The 14,105-nt window shown below is 61.1% G+C and carries 13 protein-coding genes and 1 pseudogene; 10 read left to right on the forward strand and 4 right to left on the reverse strand.

From position 1 onward, the window contains the following. The first annotated feature begins 21 nt into the window (after positions 1-21). The 4 genes from BLW01_RS03445 (at position 22) to BLW01_RS03460 (ending at position 3,370) form a co-directional block, all read left to right on the forward strand. On the forward strand, positions 22-1,692 hold the full coding sequence (locus BLW01_RS03445; RefSeq protein WP_229806533.1) for an FMN-binding glutamate synthase family protein: 1,671 nt from the start codon (positions 22-24) through the stop codon (positions 1,690-1,692). Between the two features lie 75 nt (positions 1,693-1,767). Further along, the gene (locus BLW01_RS03450; RefSeq protein ID WP_092568127.1) at positions 1,768-2,301 is read left to right on the forward strand and encodes a helix-turn-helix domain-containing protein; all 534 of its coding nucleotides are present in this window, start codon (positions 1,768-1,770) and stop codon (positions 2,299-2,301) included. Further along, the gene (locus BLW01_RS03455; RefSeq protein ID WP_092568128.1) at positions 2,298-3,023 is read left to right on the forward strand and encodes an AzlC family ABC transporter permease; all 726 of its coding nucleotides are present in this window, start codon (positions 2,298-2,300) and stop codon (positions 3,021-3,023) included. The genes BLW01_RS03450 and BLW01_RS03455 overlap by 4 nt, the downstream gene beginning before the upstream one ends. After that, positions 3,020-3,370, forward strand: a complete 351-nt coding sequence (locus BLW01_RS03460) for an AzlD domain-containing protein (protein WP_092568129.1) — start codon at positions 3,020-3,022, stop codon at positions 3,368-3,370. The genes BLW01_RS03455 and BLW01_RS03460 overlap by 4 nt, the downstream gene beginning before the upstream one ends. An 85-nt stretch (positions 3,371-3,455) precedes the next feature. On the opposite strand, the gene BLW01_RS03465 is transcribed toward BLW01_RS03460, so the two are convergent. Further along, positions 3,456-4,589, reverse strand: coding sequence for a DMT family transporter (locus BLW01_RS03465; protein ID WP_092568130.1), 1,134 nt, complete (start codon positions 4,587-4,589; stop codon positions 3,456-3,458). A gap of 49 nt (positions 4,590-4,638) precedes the next feature. On the opposite strand from BLW01_RS03465, the gene BLW01_RS03470 reads away from it, so the two are divergent. From BLW01_RS03470 to BLW01_RS03480, 4 genes are all read left to right on the forward strand, one after another. Then, positions 4,639-5,520 (forward strand): LysR substrate-binding domain-containing protein, encoded by an 882-nt coding sequence (locus tag BLW01_RS03470; protein ID WP_092568131.1) that lies wholly within the window; start codon positions 4,639-4,641, stop codon positions 5,518-5,520. A 254-nt stretch (positions 5,521-5,774) separates the two neighbouring features. After that, on the forward strand, positions 5,775-6,629 hold the full coding sequence (locus BLW01_RS03475) for a mechanosensitive ion channel family protein (RefSeq protein WP_092568132.1): 855 nt from the start codon (positions 5,775-5,777) through the stop codon (positions 6,627-6,629). A gap of 6 nt (positions 6,630-6,635) precedes the next feature. Further along, positions 6,636-6,911 (forward strand): hypothetical protein, encoded by a 276-nt coding sequence (locus BLW01_RS18310; protein ID WP_139243906.1) that lies wholly within the window; start codon positions 6,636-6,638, stop codon positions 6,909-6,911. A 426-nt stretch (positions 6,912-7,337) separates the two neighbouring features. Continuing rightward, entirely contained in the window at positions 7,338-8,231 is an 894-nt protein-coding gene (locus BLW01_RS03480) for a DMT family transporter (RefSeq protein WP_092568133.1), read from the forward strand. 51 nt (positions 8,232-8,282) lie between these two features. Here the strand turns inward: BLW01_RS03480 and BLW01_RS03485 are convergent, their stop codons facing one another. Continuing rightward, positions 8,283-10,025 (reverse strand): sodium:solute symporter family protein, encoded by a 1,743-nt coding sequence (locus BLW01_RS03485; RefSeq protein WP_092568134.1) that lies wholly within the window; start codon positions 10,023-10,025, stop codon positions 8,283-8,285. Positions 10,026-10,255: 230 nt separating this feature from the next. On the opposite strand from BLW01_RS03485, the gene BLW01_RS03490 reads away from it, so the two are divergent. Further along, positions 10,256-12,142, forward strand: coding sequence for a methyl-accepting chemotaxis protein (locus tag BLW01_RS03490; protein WP_092568135.1), 1,887 nt, complete (start codon positions 10,256-10,258; stop codon positions 12,140-12,142). Positions 12,143-12,529: 387 nt separating this feature from the next. On the opposite strand, the gene BLW01_RS03495 is transcribed toward BLW01_RS03490, so the two are convergent. After that, on the reverse strand, positions 12,530-12,853 hold the full coding sequence (locus BLW01_RS03495) for a class I SAM-dependent methyltransferase (RefSeq protein ID WP_092568136.1): 324 nt from the start codon (positions 12,851-12,853) through the stop codon (positions 12,530-12,532). A gap of 70 nt (positions 12,854-12,923) precedes the next feature. Here BLW01_RS03495 and BLW01_RS18315 point away from each other — a divergent pair. Then, positions 12,924-13,034, forward strand: a pseudogene (locus BLW01_RS18315) (IS1595 family transposase); the annotation flags it as partial. Between the two features lie 135 nt (positions 13,035-13,169). Here BLW01_RS18315 and BLW01_RS03505 read toward each other — a convergent pair. Further along, on the reverse strand, positions 13,170-13,862 hold the full coding sequence (locus BLW01_RS03505) for a hypothetical protein (RefSeq protein WP_092568138.1): 693 nt from the start codon (positions 13,860-13,862) through the stop codon (positions 13,170-13,172). Positions 13,863-14,105: the final 243 nt, after the last annotated feature.

Here is a 14,105-nt window from a genome sequence, read left to right on the forward strand (position 1 = left end):
CCGTTTCGAGGAGCCCGCTTCATGTCCAAGCCGTTCGGCCGGCCGCACGTCAAATCGCTTTTCGCCATCATGCCGTCACGCTATGCCGCCTATGCCCTGAGCCTGCTCGGCCTGGTCACGGCGATCATCGCCTGGTGGGCGGGAAGCGCCTGGGCCTGGAGCCTGCTCGTGTTCGCACCACTGGCAGTACTCGGCACCCATGACGTGCTCCAGCGGCGACGCACCGTCAGCCGTAACTATCCCATCCTGGCACATTTCCGTTACAGCCTGGAGTCGATCGGCCCGGAAATCCGGCAATATTTCATCCAGTCCGACACCGACGAACGCCCCTACTCACGCGAGCAACGCTCGGTGGTCTATCAGCGCGCCAAGAACGTGGTGGACAAGAAGCCGTTCGGCTCGCTGCATGACATGTACGCCGAGGGCTATGAGTGGATCAATCCATCGCTGACCCCGGCCCACATCGACGACCACGACTTCCGCATCACGATCGGAGAGCAGCGGGCGCAGCCCTATTCAGCCAATGTCTTCAATATATCGGCCATGAGCTTCGGGGCGTTATCGGCCAATGCCATCAGCGCCCTGAATACCGGCGCCCGGTCCGGCGGCTTTTACCATGACACAGGCGAAGGCGCGATTTCTCCCTATCACCGGCGGGGCGGCGATCTGGTCTGGGAGATCGGCTCGGCGTATTTCGGCTGCCGGGATGACGATGGCTATTTCAGTGAGGAACGCTTCATCGAGAATGCCGGTCTCGATCAGGTCAAGATGATCGAGATCAAGCTGTCCCAGGGCGCCAAACCGGGCCACGGAGGCATCCTGCCCGGTGCCAAGGTCACTGCCGAGATCGCGAAGACGCGCGGCGTGCCGGAAGGACGGGACGTGATCTCCCCCACCGCCCATACCGCCTTTGCCACGCCCATGGAGATGATGGAATTCATTCGCCGCCTACGCGAACTCTCCGGCGGCAAACCGGTCGGTATCAAGCTGGCGATCGGTCACCCCTGGGAGTGGTTCGCCGTGGTGAAAGCGATGCGGAAAAGTGGCGAGCATCCGGATTTCGTCGTCGTCGACGGTGGCGAGGGCGGTACCGGGGCCGCGCCGCTGGAATTCATCAACCGACTGGGGATGCCGCTCAACGAAGCGCTGCTGCTGGTCCACAACACGCTGGTCGGGGTCAATCTGCGCCGGGAAATCAAGGTCGGCGCCGCCGGCAAGATCATCTCGGCGTTCGACATCGCCCGCACCATCGCCCTGGGCGCCGATTGGTGCAACGCCGCGCGTGGCTACATGTTCGCCCTGGGCTGCATCCAGGCCCGCAGTTGCCACACCGATCGCTGCCCCAGCGGGGTCGCCACCCAGAACCCGCAGCGCAGCAGCAAGCTCGACGTGAGCGACAAGAGCCAGCGTGTCTACCACTTCCACCGCAATACCATGAACGCTCTGAGCGAGATGCTCGCCGCCGCCGGCCTGTCGCACACCAACCAGCTCGGGCCGGAACACATCCTGCGCCGAGTCTCGCGCCATGAAATTCGTTCTTACGACACTCTCTTCGCGTATCTGGAACCCGGCGAGCTGCTCGAGGAGGTTCCGCCCCGGCATGAGGTCTTCCGCCACTACTGGAACATGGCCAGCGCCGAAACCTTCGACGCCCCGCCGCAGGTGATCACGCGAGCGAATGTGGGGGGATAGCGAGAGAATCATTGACATTCCGACCGTTCCTTTTATAGAACGTTCTTTATATCGAACGTCTCTGGAAGCAACGGCATGGATGAACTCTCGCTCCACACCCTGGGGCAGCACCTGCAGACGCTGCGTCTTGCCCGGGGCTGGTCGCTGTCGCAGCTGGCCGCCGCCGCCGGCATCGCGAAATCGAACCTGTCGCGACTGGAACAGGGCAACGGCAATCCTACACTGGATACGATCTGGCGGCTGGCGGTACAGCTGAACGTGCCGTTCGGCACCCTGGTCGCCCCCATCTATGACGTGCCGCTGGGCGAGGACGGTGTTCAGGTGCGTTTGCTGGATCAGGGCAAGGAGGATCCCCATGTCGATGTCTACTGGATGCGTTGCGCGCCGCATACGAAACGACATGCCGAGGCGCACACGCCGGGCGCCCAGGAATCGCTCACCATCATCAGCGGCCAGCTGGAGGCGGGGCCGATCGATGCGACAACGCCCCTCGCGGCAGGCGACACTCTCACTTTCGCGGCCGACCAACCGCACCTTTACCGCACTAATGAGACGTGGGTGACACTGCTCGTCACCATCGTCTACGCCAGGCAGGGAACCCCGTCATGAACTTGCAGGCCACCTCCGACTTGTCCCGCCCCTGGCTGACGGGCATACGCGAAGCCATACCATTGTTGGGCGGTTACATCCCGGTCGCCATCTCGTTCGGCCTGGTCACCGTCCAGGCCGGATTCAGCACTTGGGAAGCCGCGCTGATCTCGACACTGATCTACGCCGGCGCCTCCCAGTTCCTGTTCGTCGGCATGGTGACCGGCGGCGCCCCTTTGTGGCTGGTCGTCGTCATGACGCTGCTGATCAATGTCCGCCACGTGGTGTACGCCCCCAACCTGGCCCCCTGGCTGACACACCATCGCTGCTGGCCCTGGCTGATGCACGGCTTGACCGATCAAGTGTTCGCCCTCGCCCACAGTCGCCTGCCGCAATTGGCGGAGAGACAACGCCTGGGCTGGTTCACCGGCGCCGCGCTACTGGCCTGGGGCAGCTGGATTGCCGGCACGACACTAGGCGCCGTTGCCGGCGAGTGGCTGACGAGTCGCTGGCCGCTGCTGGGCGAGATCATGCCCTTCGCTCTACCGTCCCTATTCCTGGTGCTGGTCGTGCCCCGTTTCACGTCCCGGCAGTGGTCGCTGGCCCTGTGCACCACCATTGTCACCGCCATGCTCTGCACACTGGCCGGCGTGACCAACCTCGGCATTCCCCTCGCCGCCATTCTCGGCGCTCTCTGCTTCTACGCCGTGCAGTTCGATACCCGCAACCGGAGGCAAGAATGAGCAGCGAACTCTGGATCGCCGTACTGGCCACGGCCATCGGTACGTTCCTGATGCGGTGCCTGCCACTGGTATGGATGCGCCGACGCATACGCAAGCTGGCCGAGAGCGACAGGATAGACGCGATGCCCCAATGGCTGAGCATTCTCGGGCCGCTGATGATCACCGCCGTACTCGGCGTATCGCTCGTCCCCAGCGACCCGGCATCGCCCCTCTCATGGCTGGCCACCGCGATAGGCGCCATTGCCACCCTGCTCGTCTGGTATCGCACACGCTCGCTTGGCTGGCCAGTGGCCGCAGGCGTGGCGACTTATGGGGCGGTCATCGTTGTGGCGGGGATGGGGGGCTGAGGCACCATCGTCGAAAGGCATACTGCTGCAATGTCAAAGCCGCCCTCTCACTTTAGGGCGGCTGCATGGCGCGGCAACGTCATGTTTATCGCTTTGCTTTTGTCAGGAGCCTGGTTAACTGTTGCCTACTCCAATCCATAAATCCCAGCGGAGGCATCGCTGGCATATACAGAGCCGGGAAATTGTCACGAACGTTAGAAACAGAGGATTCGTGTTCAGTGGAAACGGCGTATTTGCGTGACATGTTCACTCCTGGTTCATTGAAAACATGGTGAAAAACTTTCAATTCCCTCCACTTCATTGAAAGTGACGTTTGGGTAATGACGGCGCTTGCCAGCACTGCCACGACAGCGACTATCAACTGCAAGTTAGGTGAGGCCAGGCCCACCACGACCAGAAACAGTGAAGAAATGACGGGTACAAAGTAGGTCAAGATGCCAAGCAGCGTGGTCGGACTCCTGAGTAACGCATACCCCCACGTCATGAAGGCCAACCCATAGGGGCCAATGCCGATCGACGCCGCCATCAGCCAGTCCACGTACGTTGCCCTCTCAACCGACGCTTCGAACAGACCATGCAGCAACAAGGCAGTACCCGCGACGCAGGCGAAAATATATTTATAGTTCTTCAATCCTGAGCGGCTGTTGTCTTTCAGATAGAGGGAAAAGAGAATCCACGACATGCCCGCCGCCAGTCCGGCGCTATAAGCCAATGGCGAAGTGGATATTCCCTCGTCGGACGAGAGAATCAGTGGCGCCAATCCCGAAAAGGCGACCAGCGCGCCCAGCAGCGTTCGCATTCTCAGCCCCCGGCCTGCCAGTCGGTCGGCGACCAATACGAAACCCAAGGGCCACGTATAGGTCACCAGCGTGACCCTGGCCGGATCGCCCTCACCCAGTGCCAGAAAATAGCAATAGAGCGCACCGGTCAGACCACCCACGCCCATGACCCAGAACCGCCAGTCACGAAACGGCACTGGCGACTTGCGTTCGTGCATCCACCGCTCGAGTACCTGTGCAAAGCCAGCGGCCGACGACATCGCGATGGCCGCTGTCAACATGGGAGGTAGATGTACCAGATTGCGAAGTACCGGTAGACTCCCCCACAGGATGACTGTCAAGAGACCCGCGAGAAGTCCGATAACACTGTGAGAACTCCTCATTCTGTACCCCCCGTAGATGAACCGAAATGCTTCAGTGGCGGGTATCTTGGGGAACATTTCAGCATCATGGAAACGAAGTATTTCGATGGAGCCATCAAGAAACGTGATGACCAGTTCTCATATCCCCAGACCACTGGATCTTGTCGTGCTCAAGACGTTCGTCAGCGTGGTGGACCAGGGTGGATTCACCGCAGCGGCCGAACAGTTGCATATGGCGCAGTCCACCGTCAGTGCCCACATGAAGCGTCTGGAAGCAACCTTCGACTGTCCGCTGCTGCAGCGAGGACAAAAGGTCGCTACGCCTACGCCATCCGGTGAGCGTCTCCTGGCCCATGCCCGGCAGATGCTGCGCCAGAATGCCTTGGCCTGGCAGGACGTACATGAGCAGCGTCTTGATGGTGTGGTACGACTCGGCATACCTGACGATTACGTGGTCTATCTGCCCGAGGCACTATCGGAATTCGAGGCACGCTTTCCCGGCGTTGAACTGGAGGTCAGATGCGGCTTGAGTGTCGATCTGGTCCAGGACGTACAGGCTGGCGCTCTGGACCTGGCCATTGCGACTCGCCAGCCCAATAGCCCCGGTGGTGAGGTGCTGTGTCGCGAGCCGATGGTATGGGCCAGTGCGTCCGGATACGATACCCATCACCGCTCACCATTACCGCTGGCGGTATCGAAGGAAGGGGTGTGCATTTTCAGAGAGCGCGCCATCATGGCACTTGAAGCGGCTGGAATCGCCTGGCGGATTGCCTATGCCAGCGCCAGCCTGTCAGGACTTTCCGCTGCAGTTCGGGCGGGGCTGGCCGTAACGGTGCTGACACCCTCCATGATCGGTCCGGATCTTCGCATTATCGGCGTGGACGAAGGATTGCCCGAGCTGCAGACGACGGAAATCACGCTACATCGTAGCCCCGGGCGCCCCACTGAAGCGACACAGCAACTTGCCGCCCAGCTTCAAGCGCACATAAAAGGACAGTCTGCGTACTAGCTGCATGGTCCCTGTCCTTTGCCCAGAGTGGCCACGATCAGTTCGAGAAACCGAGGCTCGTGCACCGGTCCTTCAAGGGAGCCACGATAGGCGCTGTCAGGACCGAAGGTATTGATCGCCGGCACGACCAGGCCAGGGGATCAAGGGAGTGCTAAAGTATCGAAGGTAGACAGGCCGTGGGCGGGTGATCACCGACATAGGTCAGGTCCCGAGCCAACGGTTTCCAACATACCTTCCACCAAGGCGCAGACGACATGGATTTCGACACAGTCACAGAGTTCCTGCAGGTACAGGGCACGGGCTTCGCGATCAACCTCATCGCCGCGATTGCCATCTTCGTGGTAGGGCGCTGGATTGCGAAGTTACTGCACCAACTCACCGTCAAGGCGATGAAGCGAGCAGAAACCGACCCACTGATCGTGACGTTCATCGGCAATATCTTCTATGTGGTGCTGATGTTTGCGGTCGTGCTGGCCGCGATCAGCCAGATCGGCATTCAGACGACCTCGTTGATTGCCGTGATCGGTGCCGCCGGCCTGGCGGTCGGTCTGGCGCTGCAAGGCGCACTGGCCAACTTCGCCGCCGGGGTGATGGTAGTACTGTTCCGACCCTACAAGGTCGGCGATTACGTCGAGGCCGGTGGCGTATCCGGTACCGTCGATGAGGTACAAACCTTCAATACCGAGCTCAACACACCGGATAACAGGCGAATCATCGTGCCCAACGGCCAGATGCTGTCGGGCGCCATTACCAACTACTCCACCCACGCGACCCGGCGTGTCGATCTCGTGGTGGGAGTCAGCTACGACGACGACATCGATACCGTGCGACGCGTGCTCGAGAGCGTAGTGGCCGACGATTCCCGGGTCCTGGAGGATCCCGCACCGAACATTCGCATCAGCGCGCTGAATGACTCCAGTGTGGACTGGATCGTACGCCCCTGGGTGACCGCCGCAGATTACTGGGATGTCTATTGGGGAATGACCGAAGAGATCAAGCGTCGCTTTGATCGAGAAGGTATTCGTATTCCCTTCCCTCAACAGGATATGCATGTCTACCACCACGGCAATCAGGGCGATATCGACAGGCAAAGTGCAACCGCGGAGTAAGTCGACATGAGGCGATACATTGAAACGATTCCCTCTGAAGCCGGTAAGGTAGTCGCCGTCATGATACTGGCCGGTCTGAGCGGATGCGCCGTATATGGCGTTGACCGGGACAGGCATCACGAACAACGAGGTCACGGGGGTGTGCCCGAAGGACATATGCCTCCACCCGGAGAGTGCCGGATCTGGTACCCGGATACTCCACCCGGCCAGCAGCCGCCGCCTGGCGATTGTTCACGGCTGCGCCACGACGTGCCGCCCGGCGCACGGTTGATTCGTGGTTGAGACCGAAAAGAAAAACCCCGGTAAGGTACCGGGGTAAACGACACTTCTCTATAAGGGGAACAACACGCTGGCTCAAACCGCTGAGACGTACCAATGAAGTCACACTTTCAGCGTAGTCATACCATCGTCACTTTTCTGCAAGAGATCTGCTACGCGTGATGTAAGCGATCTCTTACAAGCTGCTGCCATACCTGCGTATCGGGACATCAACCGCGTGTCGCTCCAACCGTTCGATATGGCGTGAAAAGAACAGCCTGCCAGTCCCCCCTCGGTATCATGGCAGGCACAAAGTCAATAACCTCTTGCCCTTTCCACCACTGCCTATGCTGGCCTGAGTTGGTGATTTCACTATCGGCTATCCATTGGCCGTGTCGGTATGCCGTTCACCGGATGATCATGTTATCCCTGCAATCAGGAGCACACTGGATGTCCTTCTCTTTTAACGACCACGGACGGGGCCTGCTCATGGCCGCTGCCGGCGTCACTGTCCTCAGCGTCGACAGCTTGTTGGTTCGCCTGGCGGCCACGGATGGCTGGAACATCATTTTCTGGCGAGGCGGCCTGATGGGGCTATCTCTCGGCCTGCTGTGCCTGGGAGGACGTCGGTTGGCGACATTGCGCGGTCACCTGGGGATATCGTCGGTCTCTGCGATACTGTTGGGTGTGACGTCCACCCTGTTCGTACTCGCCGTCATGAACACCAAGGTGGCGAATGTGGTCGTCATCCTGAGCGCCGCACCACTCTTTGCTGCCCTCTTCACGCGTTGTTTCCTGCATGAACCGGTGGCGTTGAGAACCTGGCTGGCGATTGCCCTGGCCATGTTCGGCATGCTACTGGTCTTCTCGGGATCCCTGAGTGGCGATGGGCTGGTCGGGGATCTCTATGCACTGATCGCAGCGGCAGCCGTCGGCGGCAACCTGACCCTGCTGCGCCGGCACCCCGATCTCGACAGGATTCCACTCATTGCCATCGGCGGAGGTATATCGGCATTGGTTGCCCTGCCGATGGCGACGCCACTGGCACTCACCCCGCAAAGCTATGGCGTACTCGCCCTGATGGGCCTGTTGCAGATGCCACTGGCCACCGCACTGATCAACAGTGCGACCCGCTATCTGCCTTCGGCCGAGGTCGCCCTGTTTTATCTGGTGGAAACCGTGCTGGGCACCCTGTGGGTCTGGTGGTGGCTGGGTGAACAGCCACCACAGGCGACCCTGCTCGGCGGCTCGGTGATCCTGCTTACCCTCTTCATCAATGCCTGGCTTGGCCTGCGTCAATCGGGCAACGGAGGTGTCCGGCAATATGGCAGGTACAGCGAATGATGACAGGCAGCTAGCGCTGGTGATGCTCGACCACCAGCGCCAGCGCACTTCTCAGGACTCTGCCAATTGAGCGCTGCCGGCTTCGCTGCGGCGCGTCCGGACCAACCAGCAGCCCACGGCGCCGGCGATCACCAGCATGGTGCCGCAGCCCGCTGCCAACAGATAGGCGCCGGTGACCGTGCCTTCAGCGACCCCGTAGCGCGCTGCCAGCGCCGACAGGGACCCGGCATACTGCCACCACAGAAAGCCCCCTACCGCGACACCGGTCACCATCGTGCCCACCGCCACCCGTCGGGTTACCGCAGCCCAGCTGCGCTCGTCTCGCACGGGGCTGCGGTGCAGGAAGGCGCGGTAATCACGCTCGGCCTGGCTGACGCGGGTCAGCATCGAGGCGATCACGATCGCCACCAGCGCCGCCAGGGCGCTCAGTAACACCGGGTGGAGATAGACCGGCAGCGAGATCCACTCGGCTTGCTCCATCAGCGACAGGATCAAATTGCCGACGAAGCCGACCCCCAGCCCCCAGCCGGCTCCCGCGGCGGTAATCCGACGGCTCCAGATGCTCATCAGCGCCACCGGTCCCCAGGAGGAGGCGAACAGCGTGGCGGCGAACCACACCACCGCCATGACCGCCGGCGGCTGAAAGAGCGCCAGCAACAACGCTACCAACCCGGCCGCCAGCACGCCGATACGGCTCGCCCGCATGGCGCCGCGCTCGCCGCGCGAGGCAGGCAGAATGTCGTGAGCGAGGCTGAAGCCGATGATCGACAGAAAGGTCGAGCAGGAAGAGAGACCGGCGGCGAACACCCCGGTGAGAATGATCACCCCGAGCCAGCCCGGCAACACATTGAGTGCCGCCCACACCATGGCGCGCTCGCCGTCGAGGGTCGGGTCGTAGAGGTTGATCGCCGCGCCGGTCATCATCATCAGCGCGTAGAAGATCGCCAGCACCACGGCGGTGAGCATGGCTGAGCGCATCACCACGTGTTCGTTGCGCGCCATCAGATAGCGGCTCGACTGCCAGGGACTGGCCGCCAGCACCGTGGCCCACACCAGCCCCAGCGTCAGTCCCCAGACGAGCGCCTCGCCGGGCGAGGAGAAGGTGGCACCCTCACCCTCGATGACACCGTGCCACAGCGCGATACCGGGCTTGTCGCTCTGCGCCAGAAGCCCTTCGATCACTCCCGACCAGCCGCCGAGATCGCTGATGATATAGAGCGAACCGCCCACCGCAGCGATGGAGAAGATCACGAACATCACCGTATCGGTCAACACCACGCCCTGGGAGCCGGAGTAGAGAATGAAACCCGTATAGGTAACCCACACCAGCACCAGCCCCGTCCAGTAGGGCAGCCCGGTGAGCTCCTCGAACATGATGCCGGCCCCCTGCATGACGCCCAGCAGATAGGCACCCAGCCCGACGATAGTGGTGAGTCCGGCGATCATCTGCACTCGCTTCGAGGCGAAGCGTTTGCCGAAGAACTCGGGCACCGTCAGCGCTTCGCTACGGCGCAGGTAGCGGCCGAACACCAGTGCGCCGAGCAGGCAGCCGGCGGTGCTGATGGCGGCGAAGATCAGCATGACGAAGGGGTAGCCCTGGTAAGCGAAACCTGTCTCGCCCAGAAAGGCGCTGGTGCTCAGATAGCTGGCGACCAGGGTGCCGAGGATCATCAGGGTGGGCGCGTTGCGGCCGGCGACCAGATAGTCGTCGAGATGTTTGACCCGGCGACCGGCCAGGTTGCCGATAATGAAATAGCCGATGAGGCTCAGCACGATGGCTGCGGTATAGACCATGGAGGATTCCACCTGTTGTTGAAATTTGTCGCCATGGTAAGCGCCGACGCGCAGGGGATTGTCTTCGTTGCGACACCCGCCGCGATCAGCGCGACTCGCACCGCCTCAAGCGACACTGCACATCCGATACCGTGCGTTGCCTACAGATTTTCTGCATCCCGCCGATACATGTTGACCAAGTAGTCAACAACAACGTAGGCGCTCTGATAGAGCGCGAACCAGGGGGAAAAGTGAAGAATCTAACCATTGCCCAAAAGCTGATGATCGCCATCAGCCTCTGCATGATCCTGATCGTCGGCGGGGCCACGGCCATTCAGTATCGCCTGTTCAGCGACCTGATCACCGACCGAGTCACCCAAGAGGAATTGCCGACCACGCTCGAAAGCATTCGTAATGACATCAACGCCACCCTGACCGGGCCGATCACCACCGCCCAGAGCCTGGCGAACAACGGCTATCTGCACGAGTGGCTGGCCGAAGGGGAATCGCAGGAAGGTAGCGAGCGCGCCGTGGAGCACTTCGAACGGCTGCAGCAACGCACCGGGGCCAACACCGTCTTCTTCGTCTCGGCACTCAGCGGCAACTACTACACGGCGAATGGCGTCGAGCGGACACTGGACCGTGAGGAAGACCAGTGGTTCTACGACATGGTCGACGAGGCCAACGATGCCGATTACGCCTTCGATGTCGATTCCGAAGGCGGGGAACTGAAGGTTTTCATCAATCACGTGGTCGAGATGAAAGGCGAACGCGTGGGCGTCGCCGGGGTCGGCTATACCCTGGACACCATGGTCGACACCATCAACAACTATCAACTCGGCGACACCGGCTCGGTATTTCTGGCCAGCCAGGACGGAACCATCAGCGTACACCCCGAGGGCGCCTCCATGGCCGGCCAGTCAGTAGCGGACCTGCCCGGATGGGAGACCCAGGCCGCCGAGCTGTTGTCCGGGGAAGGCTATCGCTACACCACCCTCACCGACCAAGAGGGCAACGAGCAGCTGGCCGCCGCCATCGAGGTGCCCGGCACCGATTGGGTTGCCTTTGCACAGATACCGCGCGGCGAACTGTTCGCCGACCTCAACCGAGCGGTGTTTCTGGTGATGCTGCTCGTGGCCGCGATCATGCTGGCAAGCCTCGTGGTCTTCGCGCTGCTGCTGCGCGCCCTGTTCCGCCCGATTCGACGCACCGCGGAAGCCATGGGCGAGATTGCCGATGGCGATGGTGACCTGACACTGCGGCTCCCCGTTCAAGGCAAGGACGAAGCGAGCGAACTCGCCATCCAGTTCAACGCCTTCGCGGACAAGATGCATGACGTGCTTGCCCAGGTCAGGGGCAGCAGTGACGCCGTTCGCCACGCAGCCCAGGAGATCGCCAGTGGCGGGCAGGACATGTCGCGACGCACCGACCAGGCGGCGTCCAGCCTGCAGCAGACCTCAGCCTCGATCGAGCAGATCACCGGCACGGTGGAAAACACCTCGGCCTCCTCTCGCGAAGCGAGCAACCTCTCGCAATCCGCCGCCGAGCTAGCCCAGGGCACCGGCGACACGGTCACTGATGTGGTCACGACGATGGGTGACATCCAGCACGCCTCCGAGCGGATCGGCGACATCATCAAGGTCATGGATGACATCGCCTTCCAGACCAACCTGCTGGCGCTCAACGCCTCGGTGGAAGCCGCCCGCGCCGGCGAGAGCGGCAAGGGCTTCGCGGTGGTGGCGAACGAGGTTCGTCAACTGGCCACGCGCAGCGCCCAAGCCTCACAGGATATCCGCGGCTTGATCGACGCTTCGGACAAGAAAGTCCAAGGGGGCACCCAGTTAGTACGCGACGCCGGCAACGCCATGAACGAGCTCGTCGAAGTGGTAAACCGCGTGGCCGGCATGCTCGGAGAAATCAGCCACGCCACCACCGAACAGAGCGATGGCATCGGCCAGGTCAACGTTGCCGTGGCAGAGCTCGACCGCATGACGCAGCAGAACGCCTCGCTGGCGGAAGAATCCACCTCCGCCGCCGAACAACTGCGCGAGCAAGCCGACCGCCTGGCGGAACTGGTCGGCAGCTTCAAGCTCAAGGACGAACAGCAGGAAAGCCAGCGATACCTGGCAATAACGTAAATCCGCGAACCGGACGGAAAATCGTGGGCGATCGACAGGAGGTCGCTCGCCCCATCATCCATCCGATGCAGTCCGGCAGGTAGCTTGCCGCCGAAGCTGGTGCGTGTACCGTTTGGGGGCTACCCACTCTCGACCAGTATGCACCTTAGAGGCCGCAAGTTTTCATTCCTTTAAAGGCATGCTGGCTTCTTTCGACCAAAAGCGGACCATTCCGTCGGTATCAACTACTGTGTTGGTTGGTGCGCCCCTTCGCAAACAAACCTTGGTTTTCTTTATATTGTGACCCAAACAGGAAACCCTACTAAGGTCAGACACCACACTACGACGCCCAGGTAAGGTCGGCACCATGCCTCTACGTAACCGAGCCTGAAACGATAAGCGCCATAATTATGCCGTTATACGAATGAAAATTGCCCCATAGTGGTAGGGAGGCAGCTCGACACGCGTCTCCAGCTTGAAGCCCGCCGGCTCGACCATCGTGCGGGTTTGTTCCGGCGACATGCGCATTTCGGTCTTTGGGCCTCGCTGCTGGCCGAGGACTTGCCGGGCGATAGCTGCAGTGAAATAACCATCGCCACAGCCGAGATCAATGACCGTCATCCCCTGTCCGATGCGCAAGGCCCTGACCACTCTGTCAGGGTTCGGCCAAAGCGTATGCCACCAGTCCCTGTCCGGCATGGCGGAGGCGGGAAACAGCCGATCTTGCGTCATGATGGGAGATTCCTTGTCATCCTCGCTGGTACGCCTTTCAGTCGAATTCGACGCTCAAGGGCTCAGCCTTTTCAATCGGCGCTATGACCTCAAGACCATGATCCCGCGCTTTCTCACGGTGGCGGTGAGAACCCCACCGATGCCGTACCGGTTCCTGAAAATAGCTGAACCGTATGCGTAATCAGGAAGGTATTTTTTCCACCTGCTGACGGGAGAGCGAGAAAATCTAAGCCAATCGTCCGGGTGCTTCAGAAGACACCCCTACAGCCTGTGATGAATGGCTGGTAATTCCTGACTGATCTCCCAAAACCTGGCCCTAACGGGTGAGCTCTGCTGTGCGCCGTGTGGTTGAGCCGAAAAACAAGGGTTTGTCGATGACGAACTTCATCGAACGTTTCACCAGACCTTTGCCGGGGAAGAAGCCGAGATCGAGCGACAACCGGATCACCGCCTGAGCCTCAAGATCGATGGTCTGCTCGAGCGGCACCAGGAAACCTTCGTAATCACCCGCCGGAGTCACATACGGCTCTCGAGTGATGGGCATGACTCGGTGCTGGTACTCACCCGTATGTTCGACCTCTCGCGTCTCTATGTTAACGACCGTAGCCCTGCCAGAGGTGCTCCATGTCCTGTCGGGCACGATCCTGTTGGGCAGCAGTACCACGGGCGGCTCGTATTGCACGGTCTGGCCTTGCGTGAGCACGTCCAGACCGGTGAGCAGCACGCTGCCATCCCGGAGCTTGGATAGATGGAGGATGTTGTAGTCGCCAAATCGAACTTCCCAGCGGCCTTCACTGTCTGCTGAACTCAGTTCCATCACGACCTGCCGTCCCTCGCCGTCTCCGTCCACCACCTCGAACGTGCTTTCACTGGGGACCAGAGGGAAAAGCTCCTCAGCCTCAACCTCCTGAACCGTCGACGCCGGAGACGCTGGCGTCTCCGCGAGGGTGGCCCCGGCGGTGCAGAGGCCGGTGCCGATCAGTATCGCTCGCACGTAAGACAGGTACATTGGATCTCTCCTGGAGTGCGTGAACAAGGGCGGCGCAGCACTCGTGGCAGTGAAGCGACGTCAACGGGAGAGCCGGCGCCACTGGCGAGGGATTGTGGAGACCTCTCCTAGATTGTAGAAGACGTCCGCGTCGTGGTCCTCGGCGATCCAGAGGTATTAGTCGGTTTCGCCGGTGAGTACAATCATGGACGGCCTCGTTGCCAAACGCATGGTTTCCTGAAGCGGTTAGATCGAATCCTTCAG

Origin of the sequence: Aidingimonas halophila (assembly GCF_900106955.1) — a bacterium.
Classification (GTDB): Bacteria; Pseudomonadota; Gammaproteobacteria; order Pseudomonadales; family Halomonadaceae; genus Aidingimonas; species Aidingimonas halophila.

Coding starts and splice junctions, on each gene's coding strand:
- BLW01_RS03445 (WP_229806533.1), top strand. CDS start 22: ATGTCCAAGCCGTTCGGCCGGCCGCACGTCAAATCGCTTTTCGCCATC.
- BLW01_RS03450 (WP_092568127.1), top strand. CDS start 1,768: ATGGATGAACTCTCGCTCCACACCCTGGGGCAGCACCTGCAGACGCTG.
- BLW01_RS03455 (WP_092568128.1), top strand. CDS start 2,298: ATGAACTTGCAGGCCACCTCCGACTTGTCCCGCCCCTGGCTGACGGGC.
- BLW01_RS03460 (WP_092568129.1), top strand. CDS start 3,020: ATGAGCAGCGAACTCTGGATCGCCGTACTGGCCACGGCCATCGGTACG.
- BLW01_RS03465 (WP_092568130.1), bottom strand. CDS start 4,589: ATGTTCCCCAAGATACCCGCCACTGAAGCATTTCGGTTCATCTACGGG.
- BLW01_RS03470 (WP_092568131.1), top strand. CDS start 4,639: ATGACCAGTTCTCATATCCCCAGACCACTGGATCTTGTCGTGCTCAAG.
- BLW01_RS03475 (WP_092568132.1), top strand. CDS start 5,775: ATGGATTTCGACACAGTCACAGAGTTCCTGCAGGTACAGGGCACGGGC.
- BLW01_RS18310 (WP_139243906.1), top strand. CDS start 6,636: ATGAGGCGATACATTGAAACGATTCCCTCTGAAGCCGGTAAGGTAGTC.
- BLW01_RS03480 (WP_092568133.1), top strand. CDS start 7,338: ATGTCCTTCTCTTTTAACGACCACGGACGGGGCCTGCTCATGGCCGCT.
- BLW01_RS03485 (WP_092568134.1), bottom strand. CDS start 10,025: ATGGTCTATACCGCAGCCATCGTGCTGAGCCTCATCGGCTATTTCATT.
- BLW01_RS03495 (WP_092568136.1), bottom strand. CDS start 12,853: ATGACGCAAGATCGGCTGTTTCCCGCCTCCGCCATGCCGGACAGGGAC.
- BLW01_RS03505 (WP_092568138.1), bottom strand. CDS start 13,862: ATGTACCTGTCTTACGTGCGAGCGATACTGATCGGCACCGGCCTCTGC.